Here is a 17036-nt window from a genome sequence, read left to right as displayed (position 1 = left end):
GCGCCCGACCCCCCCAGGTCCCCCCGCCCCCCTTTTTCCCTCATAACCCGCGCGGCCCCGCGGCGCCCTACGCCCCCCAACCGGGGGGGGGCCGGCACCCCGGCCCGCACCTTTTTTGTCCGAGCAGCGGATTGCCAAAACCGCTTTGGCCTTGGGTCCGCTACTCCTGGAATGACCGGAGACAATCATGTCGCGCATCGGAATCCACTCATTCGTCTGGTCGGCGAGCTCGGCGCAGGGCGACCTCGAGCGGACGCTGGCCAACACCAGGGAAGCCGGCTTCGACCTGATCGAATTCTCCTATCTCGACCCCGCCAATGTCGACATTGACGGCTTGGCCAAGCGGATCGCCGATCTCGGCCTCGGCGTTGCGATCAGCATTGGACTGCCGGCCGACGGCGATATTTCGAGCGCCGACAAAACGATTGCCGCGCACGGCGTCGAAATCCTGGAACGTACGATCGCGCTGACCCGCGATCTCGGCGGCCAGAAGGTTGCCGGCATCCTCAGCACCAGCCACGGCTTGCAGAGCGAGGCGCCGACGCGTGACCAGTGGAACCGCAGCGCCGGCACGCTGGCCGAGGTGGCGGACACGGCAAAATCAGCCGGCGTCACCCTCAACCTCGAAATCGTCAACCGCTTCGAAAGCAATCTGCTCAACACCGCCGCGCAAGGCATGGCCTTCATCGCGGACAGCGGCTCCGACAATATCTTCCTGCATCTCGACAGCTTCCACATGAACATCGAGGAGGCCGATGTCGGCTTGGCCATTCGCAATGCGGTCGGGAAGATCGGCTATGTCCATATCGGCGAGAGCCATCGCGGTTTCCTCGGCACCGGCAATATCGATTTTGCCGCGATATTCGATGCGCTGACCGCCATCGGCTACAGCGACGACCTCAGCTTCGAATCTTTCTCGTCGGAAATCGTCGACGAGAACCTGTCGCGGAAAACCGCCATCTGGCGCAATCTGTGGACCGACAATATGGAGCTGGCCAAACATGCGCGCCGCTTCATTGCGCTGGGACTGGAGACGGCACGGCGCAAGGCCGAGCTTGTTTCCGCAACGCACCGGCCTTGAGCCCTCGCGGTTCCAATCTGGCTAGGCCAGAGGCGCTATATTAGCCGGCAAAACGCGGCCCAAGTTCCTCGATGCGGCGGATCATCGCCTGGAAATCCTCCAAAATGCGCTGGTGCAAGTGAACCGCCAGTTCCGGGTATTCCTCGAGGATGCGGCGGAACATCTTGCGGCTGAGCCGCAGCACTTCCGAATCGATTTCGGCGGAGGCGCTGGTCAGCCGGTTGGTGTCGGCGATCAGCGCCAGTTCGCTGAGCATGGTGCCGGGGCCGGCGGTGCCGATCGGGATGCGCTCGCCGTCGTGCTCGCGGTAGAGCACGATGCGGCCGCTGACCACGATGTAGGCTGAATCAGCCTCGTCGTCCTCGCGGTAAAGCTTGTGGTCGGCTTTCAACATGGTGGTTTCGGCGCCGAAGGCGAGCAGACGCAGCTGTTCCTGCGTAAAGCCCTCGAAGAGCCTCACGGTGGACAGGATGCGGATGTCGTCATCCAGCGCCATCTAGCTATGTCCCCGAACCGTCAGTCCGACTCCTCCCCTACGAGGCCGATCCAAAACCACCTCCAGCCTCAGGACCGTACCCGAAAAGCGCCCCGCCCGGATCGCTTATTTGAATAATGAAATGTTTAAGGAACCAGCTTGTAGCCGCCGCTTTCTGTCACGAGAATTTCCGCGTTGGAAGGATCGCGCTCGATCTTCTGGCGCAGCCGGTAGACGTGAGTTTCGAGCGTATGAGTGGTGACGCCGGAATTGTAGCCCCAGACTTCCTCCAGCAGCACGTCGCGGGTCACCACCTTCTGGTCGGCACGGTAGAGATATTTGATGATCGAGGCTTCCTTTTCGGTCAGCCGCACCTTGGCGCCGCGCGGGTCGATCAGAAGCTTCTGGCTGGGCTTGAACGTGTAGGGGCCGACCGAGAAAGTGGCGTCCTCGCTCTGTTCGTGCTGGCGCAACTGCGCGCGGATGCGGGCCAGCAGCACGGCAAAACGGAACGGCTTCGTCACATAGTCGTTGGCGCCGGCCTCGAGGCCAAGGATGGTGTCGGAATCGGTATCATGGCCGGTCAGCATGATGATCGGCGCCTTGTAGCCGCCCTTGCGCAATATCTTTACCGCCTCGCGGCCATCCATGTCGGGCAGGCCGACATCCATGATGAGCAGGTCGATGAGCCCGCCACGCGCCGTGGCGACGCCTTTGGCGGCGGTCGCTTCCTGCAGGACATCGAATTCCTCATAAAGCGACAATTGCTCGACAAGGGTGCCGCGCAGGTCGTCATCGTCGTCGACGATCAGAATGGTGCGTGAAGTCATGGATCAATCCGTTGTTTTGAAAAGAGATTTCAGTTGACCGCTGCCTGTTTATGCGGAAGCTGACCGGCACAACAGCCGTTCACAGTGATTTGTTCCGTGGCACGATCATACAAGAAAAAACACGATCGCAATGCAGTCGGCGCAATTTTGCCGAAAGGGCTCACCGTGCTCACCGTGCGCGCGCGCCCCGGCCAACCCAGCCAGGGCTTTCTGCAGGCCGGCAAACTGGTGTTTCCATGTGCGCTGGGGCATGGCGGCATCTCGGCCGGCAAGCGCGAGGGCGACGGCGCCACGCCGCTTGCCTCGATGCGGATATTGTCGGGATATTTTCGCGGCGACCGTTTTGCCGGCGGCCGCCGGACGCCGCTGGCGATGACGCCGATCGGCCGCGACCTCGGCTGGTGCGAAGTGCCTGGGGACCGCAACTACAACCGCCCGGTCAAAATCCCCTATGGCGCCAGCCATGAGCGGATGCTGCGCACCGACGATCTCTATGACGCCTGCCTGGTGCTGGACTGGAACATTGTGCCGCGCCGGCGCGGGCGCGGCAGCGCCATCTTCTTCCACCTGGCGCGCCCCGGCTTCACGCCGACGCAAGGCTGCGTCGCGGTAACGGCCCGCACCATGGCACGGCTGCTGCCCCTGCTGTCGGAGCGGACGGTGGTAAGGGTGGTGAGGTAGTGAATAGTGAATAGTGAATAGTGAGTGGTGAGAAGCGATCGGTAGGGACATGTGCAGGCGCACCGCCTAGCTTCCCATTCACCATTCACCATTCACCATTCACTACTGCCCTATCCGCTTCCTCGGCCTCTGCCACCCTATGTCGAGAAGGCCGAGCCGGCCGAGTTCGCGGTCCATGGCGCGTGCGATGTCCTTGCGTTCGCCGCCGATGTCGCGAAGCTGGCGATCGGAGAGATCCTCGACATTCTCGTAGGGAAGATTGACTGCGATTTTTGCATGCCGAAGCCAGTCAAGCATGGCGCGCAGCCAGGCCGGGCGGAGGGTTACCGAGCGCAAGGCGATGTCAGACATGGTGCAATCCGCTTCTCCGGACATCAAATCCGGTTTGATGTTTCTTCGATGCTCAGATCATGGCGGATTGAAATTCAAACGAGAAACGAGTAGTTTTTTCTGCATCTTCAAGTTTTGTTTGATGATGATTGGAATGCTCGACCGAACCCTCCTCGTCTGGCACTGATGGCGCGCCTGCTGCCTGGAACCCGTGCGCTGCGGACGCTGGAGGCAGCGGCGCGGCACCTCAATTTCACCCGCGCCGCCGACGAGCTCGGCCTGACGCCGGCAGCGGTCAGCCATCAGATCAAGGAAATCGAGGATCAGCTCGGCATCGTGCTGTTCACACGCACCAGCCGCACGATCCGGCTGACCGAGGCGGGCGCGGTGCTGTTCGAAGCTTCGACCGATGCGCTCGACCTGCTTGGCCGGGCCGTCTCACGGGCGCAGAAGGCGGCGCGCGGATCGGCGCTGCTGAAGGTCACCCTCGATGCGCAATTCGCGACGAAGTGGCTGATGCGGCGCGTCGACGATTTTCGCAAGCAGCATCCGGCAATCGAGCTGCGTTTCGACATCAGTTACGAGGTGCGCGACTTCGATCGCGACGACGTCGATCTCGGCATCCGTTTCGGCACCGGCAAATATCCGGGGCTTCGCTCACACCGGCTGTTCGAAAACGTCATCATCCCCGTCTGCAGCCCGGCCTTGCTGCGGGCTGGGCCGCGGCTGAAAGAGCCGCGCGACCTGTTTCATCACACGCTGGCGCATATCGAGTGGTCGCGCCAGGGCGTCACCTGGCCGAATTGGAGCATGTGGATGGCGGCGGCGGGCGTCGACGATTTCGACGACAGCCGGACCATCGTGTTCGGCAACTCGACCGATGCCGTCCAGGCCGCGCTCGACGGCAACGCGGTCGCGCTCGCCGATTTCGCCATGGTGGCAAACGACCTGTCCGAAGGCAGGCTGATCCGGCCGTTCGAACTCGGCATCAAGGTCGCGCCTGAATTCGCCTATTTCCTGGTCTATCCGGAGACCGCGGCGAATGATCCGCGCATCGTCGCCTTTCGCGATTGGCTTCTCGAGGAAATCGCCAGGACCCCGAGCTGACGGTCAGCCCGCCGCCGCGCCGAACCAGCCGATCACCGCGCCGATGAGAAGCAGCACGCCGAGCCAGTGACCAACATCGATGAGCGTCAGATCCCAGCCGAAACCTTCGTAGCGATGGTTGACCGAAAGCGTGGTGGCGACGAACCCCAGCCAGAGAACGAAGCCGAAGATCACCCCGGCAAGCAGGCTCGGCTCGCCGCCGGTTACGGCGCCGATGATCAGCGACATGACCAGCGCCATGACGAGCTCCGCGATGAAGGAGACGACGAAGGGCAGCATCGATTTGCTCATCGTCGCCGGATCAAGCTTGGCGGCCTTCAGCCACGGCTTGCTCAAGCCCATGTACCAGGCCCCGCCGAACAGCCACGCCACGACGGCGGCGACGACTACCGCCAGCCAATTGATTGCTGAAAAATCCATGGTTCCCTCCGGTCGATTGCGCGATGGAACGCCTGTTCGGCGATGCCGTCAAGCAAGGCGCCAGACGGTGGTGCGCTTGACCTCGGCGTCCTCCAGCGCCCGGGTCACCGCCACTTCATAGACGGCAAGCGGTTCCAGTCCCGCCCTCGGCAGATAGAAACGGCCGGGATCGCCGACGAGGATGTCGCCGCCGCGCGCCTTCAGCGCGACGAACCATGGCATCAGCCTGTCGGCGAAAGTTTTGTCGTAGAAGACGTCGCCGGCCAGCACCAAGTCCCAGCCGGCATCGCTGCCGATGCAGTCGCCGATGAGGAATTTTATCTCGGTCCCATTTGCCTCGGCATTGAGGCGGATCGCGGTCGCGCAGAATGGGTCGATATCGGCGGCGATCACCTCGGCAGCTCCGGCCTTCACCGCGGCAATGGCGACAAGGCCGGAGCCGGAGGCGAAGTCCAGCACGCGCTTGCCGCGCACCGCCGCCGGATTGTCGAGGATGTAGCGGGCAAGGCCTTGGCCGCCGGCCCAGGCAAAAGCCCAGAAGGGCGGCGGCAGGCCGATTTCGGTCAGCTCGTCCTCGGTCCGCCGCCACAGTTCGTGCGCCTCGTCGGCCAGGTGCAGGCGGATCTCCGGCACATGTGGCGGCGCCACCAGCGCCGTGTTGTCGAGGATGAATTTCCTGGCGCTGTCCGGCGTCAGCGCCGTCATGGCGCCGGCGTCAGTTCGCCCATGCGGCAAACCTCTTGCCATTCGGCCGGCGTCACCGGCTGCACAGACAGCCGCCCGAGCCGCACCAGCGCCATGTCGGCCAGCTTTTGATTGGCCTTGGCTTGCTCCAGCGTCACCGGCTTCGGCATGGCCTTGAAGGCGCGGATGTCGACGCACTCCCAGCGGGGATCGTCGGTGGTGCTGTCCTGATGGGCCAGAGCGCAGACTTCGGCGATGCCGACGATGTCCAGCCCGTCATTGGAATGGTAGAAGAAGCCGAGATCGCCGATCTGCATCGCCTTCATGTTGTTGCGCGCCGCATAATTGCGCACGCCGTCCCATTGCGTGCCGGCCTTGCCCTTGGCCTTGAGGTCCTCGAAGGAGAAGACCGAAGGTTCGGATTTGAACAGCCAGTAGTTCATTGTGTTGCTCCCTCCTCAGGTGCCGCCGCGACTAAAAGCGCGTCGCGTTCGACCGGCCTCATGCGACGCGCTTTAGGTTCTTGTTGTATGCATGTCGTTATCACAAAACCGCTGCACACTTTTGCGCGACATGCATCAGATATCCGCCGGCTTGTTGAAGCTCCAGTTCCACTGCCGGATTTCGACGCTTTCGAACAGCCCTGCCTTGGTATAGGGATCGGCCGCCGACAGGGCTTTTGCCGCAGCCAGATCGGGCGCCTCGACAACGGCGAGAGTGCCGTTCGGCTTGCCGTCGGCGTCGAGGAACGGGCCGGCGAAGGCCAATTTCTTGTCGCCGTTCAGCCCTTCCAGGAAGGCAAGGTGCTTGGGCCGCGTATCGAGCCGCACCTGCAGCCTTCCTGGCTTGTCCTTGCAAATCAACGCAAACAGCATCTTCCATCTCCGCAATCGTTCGCGATTACATGTCGGTTTCGGTCTTGAGTGGCCTTGTCATCAACGCCGACACAGCCTGGTCTATGGTTATGGTGCCGTCCAGTATGGCGGCGACGGCGGCGATTATCGGCGCGTCGATCCGGCGCTCGCCGGCGATGCGGGCGGCGATTGCCGCCGTCGGCACGCCTTCGGCCAAAGGCAGGCCGGCTAGCGGCTTGCCTTGCCCCAGCGCCAGCCCATAGGCGAAATTGCGCGACTGCGCGGACGAGCAGGTGAGCAGCAGGTCGCCGAGGCCGGAAAGCCCCATCAGCGTCTCCGGCCTGGCGCCAAAGGCGGCGCCGATGCGGCGCAATTCGACGAAGCCGCGCGTCACCATCGCCGCCTGGGCGCTGGCACCGAGCCCGGCGCCGGTGACGGCACCCGCGGCAATGGCAAAGACGTTCTTCAGCGCGCCGCCGATCTCGACGCCGATTAGATCGTCGCTCGAATAACAGCGCAGATTTTCCGCCGAAAAGCGGGCGGCAAGGTCGGTGGCCAGAGCCTCGTCGCGGGCGGCGACCACGACGGCCGTCGGCAGGCCCCTGGCGACGTCGGTGGCAAAGCTTGGGCCGGACAAAGCGGCGACCGGATTTGCCGGCAGTATTTCCTCGGTGATGGACGATAGCAGCGCGCCGGTGTCGCGCTCGATGCCCTTGGCGCAGAGGACCAGCGGGACGCCTTTCGGCATATGGCTGGACGCGGCCGTCAGCATAATTCGCAACGATTGCGCCGGCGCTACCGCCAGAACGCAGTCGGCACCGTCGAGCGCCGCCTCGATGTCGCTCGTCGCCACGATGCCGGGATCGAGCGCGATGCCCGGCAGATAGCGCGGATTTTCGCCACGGTCGACCGCCGCGACGGTCTCCGGGTCGCGCGCATAGAGGCGGACGAAATGACCGGCGCGCAGCGTGGCCAGCGCCAGCGCCGTGCCCCAGGCGCCGCCGCCGAGCACGGCGACGCGCCAGCCGCTTGGCGCCTTGTGCCCGCTGCCGGTCATGCCTTGGCCCCACGCCGGCCCGAGCCGACCATCGGGGCCGAGACGCTGTCCAGCGGCCAGCGCGAGCGCGGCACGAAATCGGCGGCGTTTTCACCTGATATGCCGGCGCGCAGGCGCTCGATGCCGGCCCAGGCGATCATCGCCGCATTGTCGGTGCAGAGGTTAAGCGGCGGCGCGACGAAGCTGAACCCGGCCTGCTCGCACAGGCCCTGCAATGTCGCCTTGATGGTCCGATTGGCGGCCACGCCGCCGGCGACAACCAATGCAGGCTCGGCCTTGTCCGGGAATTGCTGACGGAACCGGGTCAGCGCCCGCGCAACACGGTCGCCCAGCGCATCCGCCACCGCCGCCTGGAACGAGGCGCAGATATCGGCAACATCCTGGTCGCTCAGCGGGGCGATCGCGGTGGCTGCCTGGCGGACCGCGGTCTTGAGGCCGGAGAAGGAAAAATCGGGCTGCACCGAGCCCTTCATCGGGCGCGGAAAGGCAAAACGGGCCGCATCGCCATTTGCCGCCGCCTTCTCGACATTCGGTCCGCCCGGATAGGGCAGGCCGAGCATCTTGGCCGTCTTGTCGAAGGCCTCGCCAAGCGCGTCATCGATCGTCGTCGCCCAGCGCTGGTAGTCGCCGACGCCGCGTACGGCGACGATCTGGGTATGGCCGCCGGAGACCAGCAGCAAGAGGTAGGGAAAGTCGAGCCCATCGGTCAATCTGGCCGTCAGCGCGTGGCCTTCGAGATGGTTGATGGCGATCAGCGGTTTTTTGGCTGCCGCGGCGATTGCTTTTGCCGTCATCAGGCCGACGATCAGCCCGCCGACAAGACCGGGACCGGCGGTGGCGGCAATCGCATCGATGTCGGCGAGGTCGACGCCGGAATCGGCCAGCGCTGCCTCGATGATGCCGTCGAGCGCCTCGACATGGGCGCGCGCGGCGATCTCCGGCACGACGCCGCCGAAAGCAGCATGCTCCTCGATCTGGCTGAGCACGATGTTCGACAGGATTTGCGGCGTGCTGCGACCGTCCAGCGCCACCACGCTGGCGGCGGTCTCGTCGCAACTCGTCTCGATGCCCAGAACGCGGATCAATTCGTCGCTGTCCAAAAATCGTACAGATTGTACTGTCGGCCTTTCCCCGATAGGAGAAAACCCGAAAACCTGCCGGGGGTTATCACGGACGGCGCGTCATGCAAACAACCTTGAAAATCGGAACACGCGGCAGCCCGCTGGCGCTGGCGCAGGCGCATGAAACGCAGGCGCGGCTGATGGCGGCGCACGGCATGCCGGCCGAGGCGTTCGAGGTGGTCGTCATCTCGACCAGCGGCGACCGCATCCAGGACCGGCCGCTGTCGGAAGCCGGCGGCAAGGGCCTGTTCACCAAGGAGATCGAGGAGGCGCTGCTGGCGCGCCGCATCGACATCGCCGTGCATTCGTCGAAGGACATGCCGACGCTGTTGCCCGAAGGGCTGGAACTGTCCGCGTTCCTGCCGCGCGAGGACGCGCGCGATGCCTTCATCGGCAAGGCGGCGCGAACGATTGCCGGCCTGCCGCAAGGCGCCAGGGTCGGTTCGTCGTCGCTGCGGCGCCAGGCGCTGATCCGGCGGATGCGGCCGGACGTCGAAGTGGTGATGTTTCGCGGCAATGTGCAGACGCGGCTGCGCAAGCTCGACGACGGCATCGCCGATGGCACCATCCTCGCCTATGCCGGGCTGAAGCGGCTCGGGCTCGAAGACGTCGTCACCGACCTGATGCCGCTCGAGGTCTTTCCGCCGGCGCCGGGGCAAGGCGCGATCTGCATCGAAAGCCGCATCGGAGACCGCGACGTGGAACAGATGCTGGCAGCGATCCACGACGGGCCGACCGGCGAGGCGCTGGCCTGCGAGCGCGCCTTCCTGGCGGCGCTCGACGGGTCCTGCCGCACGCCGATCGCCGGACATGCGACGATATCGGGCGGAACGGTTTCCTTTGCCGGGCTGATCATCTCGCCCGATGGCACGCAGTCGCATGAAGTCAGGCTGCAAGGGCCGGCGCAGGAGGCGGCGCGCATTGGCGCGGAAGCCGCGGCGACCGTTCGGGCCAAGGCCGGCGAAACATTCTTCGATGGCTGGACCTGACATGCTCCGCGTCCTTGTGACGAGGCCCGAACCGGGCGCGTCGCGCACGGGGCGCCGGCTTGCGGATGCCGGCTTTCAGCCGATCCTGCTGCCATTGACCGGAACCGTGGCGCTGCCGGTCGATGCCGGCGCGCCCGCTGACGCCGCGGCGGTCGCGGTCACCAGCGCCAATGCCGTTCGCCATGCGCCGAAAGAGGTCATCGCGGCGCTCGCCGGCTTGCCGTGCCACGCCGTCGGCAGGAAGACGGCAGAAGCCGCCCGCACTGCCGGGTTTCTGTCGGTCAGCGAAGGCCCCGGCAATGCCGAGGCGCTGGCCGATGCGCTTGCTGGCGGTTACGCGGGGCAGACGATCGTCTATCTCTGCGGGCGGGTGCGATTTCCCGACTTCGAGGAAGGGCTGTTGGCGTCGGGCGTTCAGGTCCGCGCCGTCGAGAGCTACGACACCGTTGTCCTGGATTACTCCGACGAGGCCGTTCTTGCGCGCCTGTCCGCCCGGCCGGTCGAGGCGGTGCTGCTCTATTCGGCCAAGGCGGCCACCGCTATGCAGGCCCTGGCTAGCCGGCCGGTGCTGCGCGGTGTTTTTGAAAAAACGCGCTTTTTCGGATTATCGGGGCGCATCGCCGCGGCCTTGGGCGATGTCGCCGAGATCCGGATTGCGCCTGAGCCCAGCGAGGACGCGCTGCTGGGACTTTTGCAGGCGTCGCGCTGATGGCAGTCGCGGCGGCTCTGTGCCGTCCTTGAGAGGCGGCGCCAAACGCAGGCGATTGCCCTCGGGCACATTTTGTTCTTGCTTTGTGCCGGCAGCTATGCTACTAATTTGGTTATGGTGCTAATTGGCTCCAACGACCCGCCCGCCGAGGCGGGTTTTTTGTGTGCCGAGCATGGGCCTTGGCTTGAAACGTGGATTCGGCCCTGCGGCGTTTTGCCAAAACTGAACTCCAGGCCGTGGCGTCATCACGCCGCCCCTTTTCACCGCTTGGTGATGTGCTAGACCCTTCAAACCATCCCGAAGCGAATTTTGCGGAGCCCGAGCATGGTCAAGACGCCGAAGATGCGGCATTCCAAGAGCCGCCGTGAGCCGGTGACCATCGAGCTTGAGCCTGGCGCCGTCTCGCGAGTCGCCGACGAACAGGATGCCGTGACCTCGCAGACCGACGAGGCGCGGGCCGAGGAAGCGGCGAACGCCTCGCAGCCGGAGCCACCTGAAGAGCCGGTGCATGCGGACCAGACCGATCTCGAGCCATGGGAACATGCCGACGCAGCCGCGCCGGCCGGCACGCAAGAGCCGGCGGATGCCGGCGTCGATTCTGCCAGGGAAGCGGAAACCCCTTATCCCGCCGGTTCGGATGCGCCGGCCGGGCGCTCCACGGTTTCCGACTACAGTTTCGAAGATGCATCCAGCGGAACCGGGGCCAACGAACCGGGGATCCCAGGTTCCGGCGAGAAGACAGCTGAGACGAGGGACGACCATATGGCAGCGCAGCCGAAGCGAAGCGGCATCAACGGCATCGCCGCCGGTATTATCGGCGGCGTCATCGCCCTCGCCGCGGCCGGCGGGCTGCAATTTGCCGGCCTGCTCGGTGCGCCGGGGTCGGGCGGCGTGTCGCTCGACGCGGTCAATGGTGAGATCGTTTCGCTGAAACGCGAGGTCGCGGACCTCAGACAGGCCGGCGCCAACAATGGCGCATCGGCCAAGGTGGACGGGCTGTCGTCGGCGCTGGATCAGGTAAGGGCGGACGTTGCGACGTTGAAGTCGGCCGTCGAGCAAGGCGGTGCCGGCGGCAATGCCGGCCTGGCAGCACTTGGCGACAAGGTAAGGCAGATCGAGACGGCGGTTGCGGCCCTCGGCAAGGCCGGCGGTACGGCGCCGGTCGATCTCGGCCCGCTCAACGAAAGGCTGGCCGCGCTCGATGCGCTGGTGAAATCGGCCGGCGAGACGACAAAGGCGCAGGACAGCCGGCTTGCGGCCCTGGAACAGTCGGTTTCACAGATCTCGGGCAAGGTCGATGCACAGGCTTCGCAGCCGAAGATCGCACTGGCCATTGCCGCTTCGGCGCTCAAGGCAGCGCTCGACCGTGGTGCACCGTTCGGCGCCGAGCTCGAAACCTTTGCCGCGATCTCACCCGATGCGCCCGAGATCGCGACGTTGCGCACCTATGCCGAAAAGGGCGTCCCGATGCGCTCCGAGATCGCCGCCGAAGCGGACGGCGCCGCCAACGCGATGGTCGCTGCCGCGACGCCCATCGACCAGAATGCCGGCATCCTGCAGAAGCTGCTGTCCAGCGCCGAATCGCTGGTCAAGGTCAGGCCGATCGGCGCCGTCGAAGGCACCGGCGTTCCGGAAACCGTCGCGCGCATGGAGGTCGCGGTCAACCAGGGCGACTACGCCAAGGCGCTCAGCGAATACGAAACCCTGCCTGAGGCGGCCAAGGCCGCCGGCGCCGACTTTGCCGGCAAGCTGAAAGCGCGGATGGAGGTCGAGACGCAGATCGATTCGCTCATCGCCGGCGCGATGAAGGCGTGAGGAACCCAATGATCCGCATCCTCGCCTTCCTTGCCGTCGTCTTTGCGCTCGGGCTCGGCTTCGCCTGGCTGGCCGACCGGCCGGGCGAAATGCTCGTCACCTTCAACGGCTATCAATACCAGGTCAGCCTGATGGTCGCGGCGGTGGCGGTCGTTGCCGTGGTTGCCGCGGTGATGATCGTCTGGTGGCTGGTCAAGGCGCTGTGGAACAGCCCCTATACGATCTCGCGCTATTTCCGCGTGCGTCGCCGCGACCGCGGCTACCAGGCGCTGTCGACCGGGATGATCGCCGCCGGCGCCGGTGACGGCGCGCTCGCCCGCAAGAAGACCAAGGAAGCGGCAAAGCTGATCCGCTCCGATCAGGAGCCACTGATCCAGCTGCTCGACGCGCAGGCCTCGCTGCTCGAAGGCGACCATGAAGGCGCCCGCGAAAAGTTCGAGACCATGCTCGATGATCCCGAAATGCGGCTGCTCGGCCTGCGCGGACTTTATCTCGAGGCCGAGCGGCTCGGCGACCGCAACGCAGCCCGCCACTATGCCGGCCGTGCCGCGGCGGTGGCGCCGCAACTGGCCTGGGCGGCCGAATCGACGCTGGAAGACCTGACCGGACGCGGCGACTGGGATGGCGCGCTGAAACTGGTCGACGCCCAGAAGTCGACCCGGCAGATCGAGCGTGACGCCGCCAACCGGCGCCGCGCCGTGCTGCTGACCGCCAAGGCGCAGGCGCTGATCGACAGCGATGCCAATGCCGCAAGGGCGGCGGCGCTCGAAGCCAACCGGCTGCGGCCGGATTTTGCACCGGCGGCGGTCGTCGCGGCGAAATTGCTGTTTAGGCAGAACGACGTGCGCAAAGGCTCGAAAATCCTCGAGGCGGCGTGGAAGGCCGAGCCCCATCCGGAGATCGCCGAGCTCTACAGCCATGCCAGGCCGGGCGATGCCGTGCTCGACCGGCTGAACCGGGCAAAGAAGCTGCAGGAGCTGAAGAAGAACCATGCCGAGTCCTCGCTTGCCGTGGCGCGCGCCGCGCTAGATGCGCAGGAGTTTTCAACCGCCCGCCGGGAGGCTGAAGCCGCCATCCGCATCGATCGCCGCGAAGGCGCTTATCTGCTGCTGGCCGATATCGAGGAGGCCGAAACCGCCGACCAGGGCAAGGTGCGGCAGTTGCTGTCGAAAGCGGTGAGAGCGCCGCGCGACCCGGCTTGGGTCGCCGACGGCGTCGTCTCCGAGCGCTGGGCTCCGATATCGCCGATCACCGGCAGGCTCGACGCATTCGAATGGCGGGCGCCGATGGAGCGGCTCGGACAGTTGATCGACGGTCATGAGGATACGCCGGAGGCGCCGGTGCCGGCCATCGCGGCTCCAGCCAGGCCGGTACAGGAAAGAGCCGGGACGATCGAGCACACGGCGGAGACACCGGGCACAGCGACCGAGGAGAAGACGGACGACCGTGCCGGCGAGGATCATGTGACACCAATCACCGCGGCGGCGTTTGCCCAAGTGCCGGAAGATGCCGAGGCCGTCGAGCCGGCGCAGGAGCTGACGCGGCTGCCCGACGACCCCGGCGTCGATCCAGACGACGCGGCGGATAAATCGACGCGCCGGTTTCGTTTGTTCTGATCAGGGTCAAGTGGACCCGGGCTTATTGGGAATGATTTGATGTTCGAACGCGTTTTGTCGTTTCTAAGGGATCTGCCGTCCGGTGGTGGCGCCAGCCCCAGCGCCGACGATCCGCGCATTGCCGCGTCCGCCCTGCTTTTCCACGTGATGAACGCCGACGGGGTGCGACAGGATACCGAATGGGAACGGTTCAAGAAGGTGCTGGCTGAAAGCTACTCGATCAGCGGCGACGAACTCGACGCATTGGCGGCTGCCGGCGAGCGGGCCGACAATGAGGCGATCGACCTCTACGCTTTCACCAGCGTGCTCAAGCGCCATCTCGACGCCGAGGCGCGAAAGGCCTTCATCGGCCTGATGTGGGAGATCGTCTATGCCGATGGCGAGCTGCACGAGCTCGAGGACAATACCGTGTGGCGGGTCGCCGAGCTGATCGGCGTCGAACGTCGCGACCGTGTCGAGGCGCGCCTCAAGGCGGCCGCCGCGGCTCCTGGTGCCGCCGGAACCTCAAGCGACGAATAGACAGGATCCCGCCTTCCAATGCCGCCCAAGCCAAGTCCGAGACCAAAGATCCTGATCGTGCTGCATCAGGAGCATTCGAGCCCCGGACGGGTCGGCCATATGCTTATCGAGGAAGGCTTCGACCTCGACATCCGCCGACCGCCGCTCGGCGAGGCCTTGCCGCAGACGCTGGATGGCCATGCCGGCGCCGTGGTGTTCGGCGGGCCGATGAGCGCCAATGACGGCGACGAGTTCGTCCGCCGCGAGACCGACTGGCTCAAAATTCCGCTCAACGAGAACCGGCCGCTGCTTGGCATCTGCCTCGGCGCGCAAATGCTGGTCAAGCATCTTGGCGGCAGGGTCGAGGGCCATGGCGAGGGCCTCGTCGAAATCGGCTGGTATCCGCTGAAGGCGACCGAAGCGGGCAGCAGGCTGATGCATTGGCCGGAGATGGCCTATCAGTTCCATCGCGAAGGGTTTTCGCTGCCGAAGGACGCGACGCTTTTGGCGACGGCCGAAACCTATCCCAACCAGGCCTTCCGCTATGGCGACAATGCCTGGGGCATTCAGTTCCATGGCGAATTGACCCGGGCGATGATGCAGCGCTGGGTGGTGCGCGGCGCGCACCGCTTCGAACTGCCCGGCGCGCAGCCCGGCCGCGACCATCTCGGCGGCCGGCTGATCTGGGACATCCACCTCAAGCGCTGGCTCGGCGAGTTCCTGCCGATGATTTTCGGCAAGCCGGCGCTGCGGTAATCAGTTTCGCCCCCTGAGATGACGCACCTTGCGCAGCTGCGGGAACAGCACCGCCCATAGGCCGGCAACAGCGATCGCCCCGACACCCCCGACCACCACGGCCGGAACCGTGCCGATCAACGCCGCCATGGTACCGGCGCGGAATTCGCCGAGCTCATTGGAAGCGCCGACAAACACCTGGTTGACAGCGTTGACGCGGCCGCGAACGTCGTCCGGCGTCCACAGCTGGATCAGCGTCTCGCGGATATAGACGCTGAACATGTCGGTGGCGCCGAGCAGCGCAAGGGCCGCAATCGACAGCCAGGTGATGGTCGAGAGGCCGAACAGAACCGTGAACGCGCCGAACAGCGCGACGAAGCCGAGCATGACAAGGCCGGCATGGTTGCGGATCGGGTGTCCGGCCAGCCAGATGGCGACGCAGATGGCGCCGACGCCGGGCGCCGAGCGCAACAGGCCGAGCCCCCATGGGCCGAGTTCGAGGATATCGCGCGCGTAGACCGGCAGCAGCGCCGAGGCGCCGGACAGGAGCACCGCAAACAGATCGAGCGAAATCGCGCCGAGCACGATCTTTTCGCTCCAGATATAGCCGAAGCCGGCGAACAGGGTCTGTACCGTCGGCCTGTCGGTCCGGCTGCGCTGGGCAGGCTTAGGGATGGTGAAGATCAGCACGGCGGCAACCAGCATCAGCACGGCGGCGGTGGTGTACGCGGCTTCGGCTGAAAGCCCGTAGAGCAGGCCGCCGGCGACCGGCCCGACGATGGTTGCCGTCTGCCAGGCGGACGAGTTCCAGGCGATGGCGTTGGCGAAATCCTCGGGCGGCACCAGATTGGCGAACAGCGATGAGGAGGCCGGCCCGAAGAAGGCGCGCGCGATGCCGAACATGGCGAGCACGATGAAGACCGGCATCGGCCCGGAGAGGCCGCGTAGCGTCAGCAGCAGCAGGGCCAAGGCGCAGCCCGCCTCGACCAGCACCGCCAGCGCCATGATCAGCCGGCGCCCGAAACGATCGGCAACGTCGCCGGTGACCAGCACCAGCAGCAGCGAAGGCAGGAACTGAACGATGCCGACAAGGCCGAGGTCGAACGGGTCGCGGGTGAGATCGTAGATCTGCCAGCCGACGGCGACCGACACGATCTGGGTGGAGAATGTCGAGAGGAAGCGCGCCGCCCAGTAGCTCAGGAACGGCCGGTGGCGAAAGGCGGCATAGCGCTGGTCGGATGGTACTTGGGATTCTGTGGTCATGGAATAAGGCCCCGTGGCGGCGATGTCGGCCGGCGGGGCACTTCCACGATGGGCGCTGGTCCGGCCAAAAGAGCCTTTAGCGCAGTTCGGCCGGAGGCGCGCGCAAAAATCCGGCCTGGATCAACAATTTCGTCCTGGCAGATAACAAGCGCATGGCAAATTGCAAACCTTCGAGACTAGCCGAAACACCTCTCGCTTCGTCATCCCAGGGCGGAGCAAGGAGCGAAGCGACGCGGCGCAGACCCTGGGATCCATGCCGTTACCTCAGTCGAAGAATGCAGCGGTTCAGAACGGCACTTGTGTCGGCATTGGCGTCAGCTACCCTTCAACCATGACCGGCTATGTCTACATGACCGCGAGCCAGAAGCGCGGCACGATCTACATCGGCGTCACCAACGATCTCGGCCGCCGCATGCCGGAGCACAAGACCGGCCAAGGCTCGCGCTTCACCAGCCGTTACGGCGTGCAGCGTCTGGTCTGGTACGAGGAACATTTCGACATTCGCGACGCCATCCAGCGCGAGAAGTCGCTGAAGCGCTGGCCACGCCAGTGGAAGATCGAGCTGATCGAGAAGACCAACCCTGAGTGGTTCGAGCTTTTTCGCGGGACGGGGTGGTAGCGTACGGTTCTGGTCCGCAGGCGCACTGCCGCGAGGTAACGGCATGGATCCCAGGGTCTGCGCCGCGTCGCTTCGCTCCTTGCTCCGCCCTGGGATGACGAAGTGGAGGGGTGTTCGGCCAATCTCGAAAGCTTGTAATTCGCCATCAATCG

The 17036-nt window shown here is 65.3% G+C and carries 20 protein-coding genes; 10 read left to right on the top strand and 10 right to left on the bottom strand.

Going from position 1 to position 17036, the window contains the following annotated elements; all coding sequences use genetic code 11:
* Positions 1 to 187 precede the first annotated feature (187 nt).
* Positions 188 to 1081: a sugar phosphate isomerase/epimerase family protein gene (locus NKJ28_RS22230; protein ID WP_352594143.1), complete on the top strand. Its 894-nt coding sequence runs from the start codon at positions 188 to 190 to the stop codon at positions 1079 to 1081.
* Positions 1082 to 1121: 40 nt separating this feature from the next.
* On the opposite strand, the gene NKJ28_RS22225 is transcribed toward NKJ28_RS22230, so the two are convergent.
* Entirely contained in the window at positions 1122 to 1577 is a 456-nt protein-coding gene (locus NKJ28_RS22225) for a Crp/Fnr family transcriptional regulator (RefSeq protein ID WP_352636958.1), read from the bottom strand.
* Between the two features lie 125 nt (positions 1578 to 1702).
* Positions 1703 to 2386 (bottom strand): response regulator transcription factor, encoded by a 684-nt coding sequence (locus NKJ28_RS22220; RefSeq protein WP_023680479.1) that lies wholly within the window; start codon positions 2384 to 2386, stop codon positions 1703 to 1705.
* Between the two features lie 144 nt (positions 2387 to 2530).
* Here NKJ28_RS22220 and NKJ28_RS22215 point away from each other — a divergent pair, with 144 nt between their 5' ends.
* Positions 2531 to 3067, top strand: a complete 537-nt coding sequence (locus tag NKJ28_RS22215; protein ID WP_352578133.1) for a L,D-transpeptidase family protein — start codon at positions 2531 to 2533, stop codon at positions 3065 to 3067.
* Between the two features lie 102 nt (positions 3068 to 3169).
* On the opposite strand, the gene NKJ28_RS22210 is transcribed toward NKJ28_RS22215, so the two are convergent.
* Entirely contained in the window at positions 3170 to 3418 is a 249-nt protein-coding gene (locus NKJ28_RS22210; protein ID WP_352636957.1) for a hypothetical protein, read from the bottom strand.
* 165 nt (positions 3419 to 3583) lie between these two features.
* On the opposite strand from NKJ28_RS22210, the gene gcvA reads away from it, so the two are divergent.
* The gene (gene gcvA / locus NKJ28_RS22205; protein ID WP_352456304.1) at positions 3584 to 4504 is read left to right on the top strand and encodes a transcriptional regulator GcvA; all 921 of its coding nucleotides are present in this window, start codon (positions 3584 to 3586) and stop codon (positions 4502 to 4504) included.
* Between the two features lie 3 nt (positions 4505 to 4507).
* Here the strand turns inward: gcvA and NKJ28_RS22200 are convergent, their stop codons facing one another.
* The 6 genes from NKJ28_RS22200 to tsaD form a co-directional block, all read right to left on the bottom strand.
* A complete protein-coding gene (locus tag NKJ28_RS22200; protein WP_352636956.1) occupies positions 4508 to 4924 on the bottom strand; it encodes a DUF1761 domain-containing protein in 417 nt (138 codons plus the stop codon).
* Positions 4925 to 4972: 48 nt separating this feature from the next.
* Complete coding sequence (locus NKJ28_RS22195) at positions 4973 to 5629, bottom strand: class I SAM-dependent methyltransferase (RefSeq protein WP_352636955.1); 657 nt, start codon at positions 5627 to 5629, stop codon at positions 4973 to 4975.
* On the bottom strand, positions 5626 to 6051 hold the full coding sequence (locus NKJ28_RS22190; RefSeq protein WP_352594139.1) for an EVE domain-containing protein: 426 nt from the start codon (positions 6049 to 6051) through the stop codon (positions 5626 to 5628). The genes NKJ28_RS22195 and NKJ28_RS22190 overlap by 4 nt, the downstream gene beginning before the upstream one ends.
* A 135-nt stretch (positions 6052 to 6186) precedes the next feature.
* Positions 6187 to 6483 carry a YciI-like protein gene (locus NKJ28_RS22185; protein ID WP_352509118.1) on the bottom strand — a complete coding sequence of 99 codons (297 nt, stop codon included), beginning with the start codon at positions 6481 to 6483 and terminating at the stop codon, positions 6187 to 6189.
* A 25-nt stretch (positions 6484 to 6508) separates the two neighbouring features.
* Entirely contained in the window at positions 6509 to 7519 is a 1011-nt protein-coding gene (locus NKJ28_RS22180; protein ID WP_352623010.1) for an NAD(P)H-dependent glycerol-3-phosphate dehydrogenase, read from the bottom strand.
* On the bottom strand, positions 7516 to 8601 hold the full coding sequence (gene tsaD, locus NKJ28_RS22175; protein WP_352622330.1) for a tRNA (adenosine(37)-N6)-threonylcarbamoyltransferase complex transferase subunit TsaD: 1086 nt from the start codon (positions 8599 to 8601) through the stop codon (positions 7516 to 7518). The genes NKJ28_RS22180 and tsaD overlap by 4 nt, the downstream gene beginning before the upstream one ends.
* A 101-nt stretch (positions 8602 to 8702) precedes the next feature.
* On the opposite strand from tsaD, the gene hemC reads away from it, so the two are divergent.
* From hemC to NKJ28_RS22145, 6 genes are all read left to right on the top strand, one after another.
* Positions 8703 to 9629, top strand: a complete 927-nt coding sequence (hemC, locus tag NKJ28_RS22170) for a hydroxymethylbilane synthase (protein WP_352594136.1) — start codon at positions 8703 to 8705, stop codon at positions 9627 to 9629.
* Position 9630: 1 nt separating this feature from the next.
* The gene (locus NKJ28_RS22165; RefSeq protein WP_352636954.1) at positions 9631 to 10338 is read left to right on the top strand and encodes a uroporphyrinogen-III synthase; all 708 of its coding nucleotides are present in this window, start codon (positions 9631 to 9633) and stop codon (positions 10336 to 10338) included.
* A gap of 324 nt (positions 10339 to 10662) precedes the next feature.
* Positions 10663 to 12153, top strand: coding sequence for a COG4223 family protein (locus NKJ28_RS22160; RefSeq protein WP_352636953.1), 1491 nt, complete (start codon positions 10663 to 10665; stop codon positions 12151 to 12153).
* A gap of 8 nt (positions 12154 to 12161) precedes the next feature.
* Complete coding sequence (locus tag NKJ28_RS22155; RefSeq protein ID WP_023678201.1) at positions 12162 to 13769, top strand: heme biosynthesis protein HemY; 1608 nt, start codon at positions 12162 to 12164, stop codon at positions 13767 to 13769.
* A gap of 39 nt (positions 13770 to 13808) precedes the next feature.
* Positions 13809 to 14288: a tellurite resistance TerB family protein gene (locus NKJ28_RS22150; RefSeq protein WP_023678200.1), complete on the top strand. Its 480-nt coding sequence runs from the start codon at positions 13809 to 13811 to the stop codon at positions 14286 to 14288.
* Positions 14289 to 14306: 18 nt separating this feature from the next.
* Positions 14307 to 15023: a glutamine amidotransferase gene (locus tag NKJ28_RS22145; RefSeq protein ID WP_352636952.1), complete on the top strand. Its 717-nt coding sequence runs from the start codon at positions 14307 to 14309 to the stop codon at positions 15021 to 15023.
* Here the strand turns inward: NKJ28_RS22145 and NKJ28_RS22140 are convergent, their stop codons facing one another.
* Complete coding sequence (locus NKJ28_RS22140; RefSeq protein ID WP_023678198.1) at positions 15024 to 16265, bottom strand: MFS transporter; 1242 nt, start codon at positions 16263 to 16265, stop codon at positions 15024 to 15026.
* 331 nt (positions 16266 to 16596) lie between these two features.
* On the opposite strand from NKJ28_RS22140, the gene NKJ28_RS22135 reads away from it, so the two are divergent.
* Positions 16597 to 16884 (top strand): GIY-YIG nuclease family protein, encoded by a 288-nt coding sequence (locus tag NKJ28_RS22135; protein ID WP_352456363.1) that lies wholly within the window; start codon positions 16597 to 16599, stop codon positions 16882 to 16884.
* Positions 16885 to 17036: the final 152 nt, after the last annotated feature.

It is taken from the genome of Mesorhizobium sp. M0145 (genome assembly GCF_040322355.1).
Classification (GTDB): domain Bacteria; phylum Pseudomonadota; class Alphaproteobacteria; order Rhizobiales; family Rhizobiaceae; genus Mesorhizobium.
Note: the sequence above shows the minus strand (reverse complement) of the source record. Positions and strands in the feature narration are given on the sequence as shown.

Excerpts from the sequence above, each read along its gene's own strand:
- NKJ28_RS22210 (WP_352636957.1), bottom strand. The coding sequence starts at position 3,418 with ATGTCTGACATCGCCTTGCGCTCGGTAACCCTCCGCCCGGCCTGGCTG.
- NKJ28_RS22225 (WP_352636958.1), bottom strand. The coding sequence starts at position 1,577 with ATGGCGCTGGATGACGACATCCGCATCCTGTCCACCGTGAGGCTCTTC.
- NKJ28_RS22190 (WP_352594139.1), bottom strand. The coding sequence starts at position 6,051 with ATGAACTACTGGCTGTTCAAATCCGAACCTTCGGTCTTCTCCTTCGAG.
- NKJ28_RS22150 (WP_023678200.1), top strand. The coding sequence starts at position 13,809 with ATGTTCGAACGCGTTTTGTCGTTTCTAAGGGATCTGCCGTCCGGTGGT.
- NKJ28_RS22220 (WP_023680479.1), bottom strand. The coding sequence starts at position 2,386 with ATGACTTCACGCACCATTCTGATCGTCGACGACGATGACGACCTGCGC.
- NKJ28_RS22160 (WP_352636953.1), top strand. The coding sequence starts at position 10,663 with ATGGTCAAGACGCCGAAGATGCGGCATTCCAAGAGCCGCCGTGAGCCG.
- gcvA (WP_352456304.1), top strand. The coding sequence starts at position 3,584 with ATGGCGCGCCTGCTGCCTGGAACCCGTGCGCTGCGGACGCTGGAGGCA.
- NKJ28_RS22180 (WP_352623010.1), bottom strand. The coding sequence starts at position 7,519 with ATGACCGGCAGCGGGCACAAGGCGCCAAGCGGCTGGCGCGTCGCCGTG.
- hemC (WP_352594136.1), top strand. The coding sequence starts at position 8,703 with ATGCAAACAACCTTGAAAATCGGAACACGCGGCAGCCCGCTGGCGCTG.
- NKJ28_RS22135 (WP_352456363.1), top strand. The coding sequence starts at position 16,597 with ATGACCGGCTATGTCTACATGACCGCGAGCCAGAAGCGCGGCACGATC.
- NKJ28_RS22185 (WP_352509118.1), bottom strand. The coding sequence starts at position 6,483 with ATGCTGTTTGCGTTGATTTGCAAGGACAAGCCAGGAAGGCTGCAGGTG.
- NKJ28_RS22155 (WP_023678201.1), top strand. The coding sequence starts at position 12,162 with ATGATCCGCATCCTCGCCTTCCTTGCCGTCGTCTTTGCGCTCGGGCTC.
- NKJ28_RS22140 (WP_023678198.1), bottom strand. The coding sequence starts at position 16,265 with ATGACCACAGAATCCCAAGTACCATCCGACCAGCGCTATGCCGCCTTT.
- NKJ28_RS22145 (WP_352636952.1), top strand. The coding sequence starts at position 14,307 with ATGCCGCCCAAGCCAAGTCCGAGACCAAAGATCCTGATCGTGCTGCAT.
- NKJ28_RS22200 (WP_352636956.1), bottom strand. The coding sequence starts at position 4,924 with ATGGATTTTTCAGCAATCAATTGGCTGGCGGTAGTCGTCGCCGCCGTC.
- NKJ28_RS22165 (WP_352636954.1), top strand. The coding sequence starts at position 9,631 with ATGCTCCGCGTCCTTGTGACGAGGCCCGAACCGGGCGCGTCGCGCACG.
- NKJ28_RS22230 (WP_352594143.1), top strand. The coding sequence starts at position 188 with ATGTCGCGCATCGGAATCCACTCATTCGTCTGGTCGGCGAGCTCGGCG.
- NKJ28_RS22195 (WP_352636955.1), bottom strand. The coding sequence starts at position 5,629 with ATGACGGCGCTGACGCCGGACAGCGCCAGGAAATTCATCCTCGACAAC.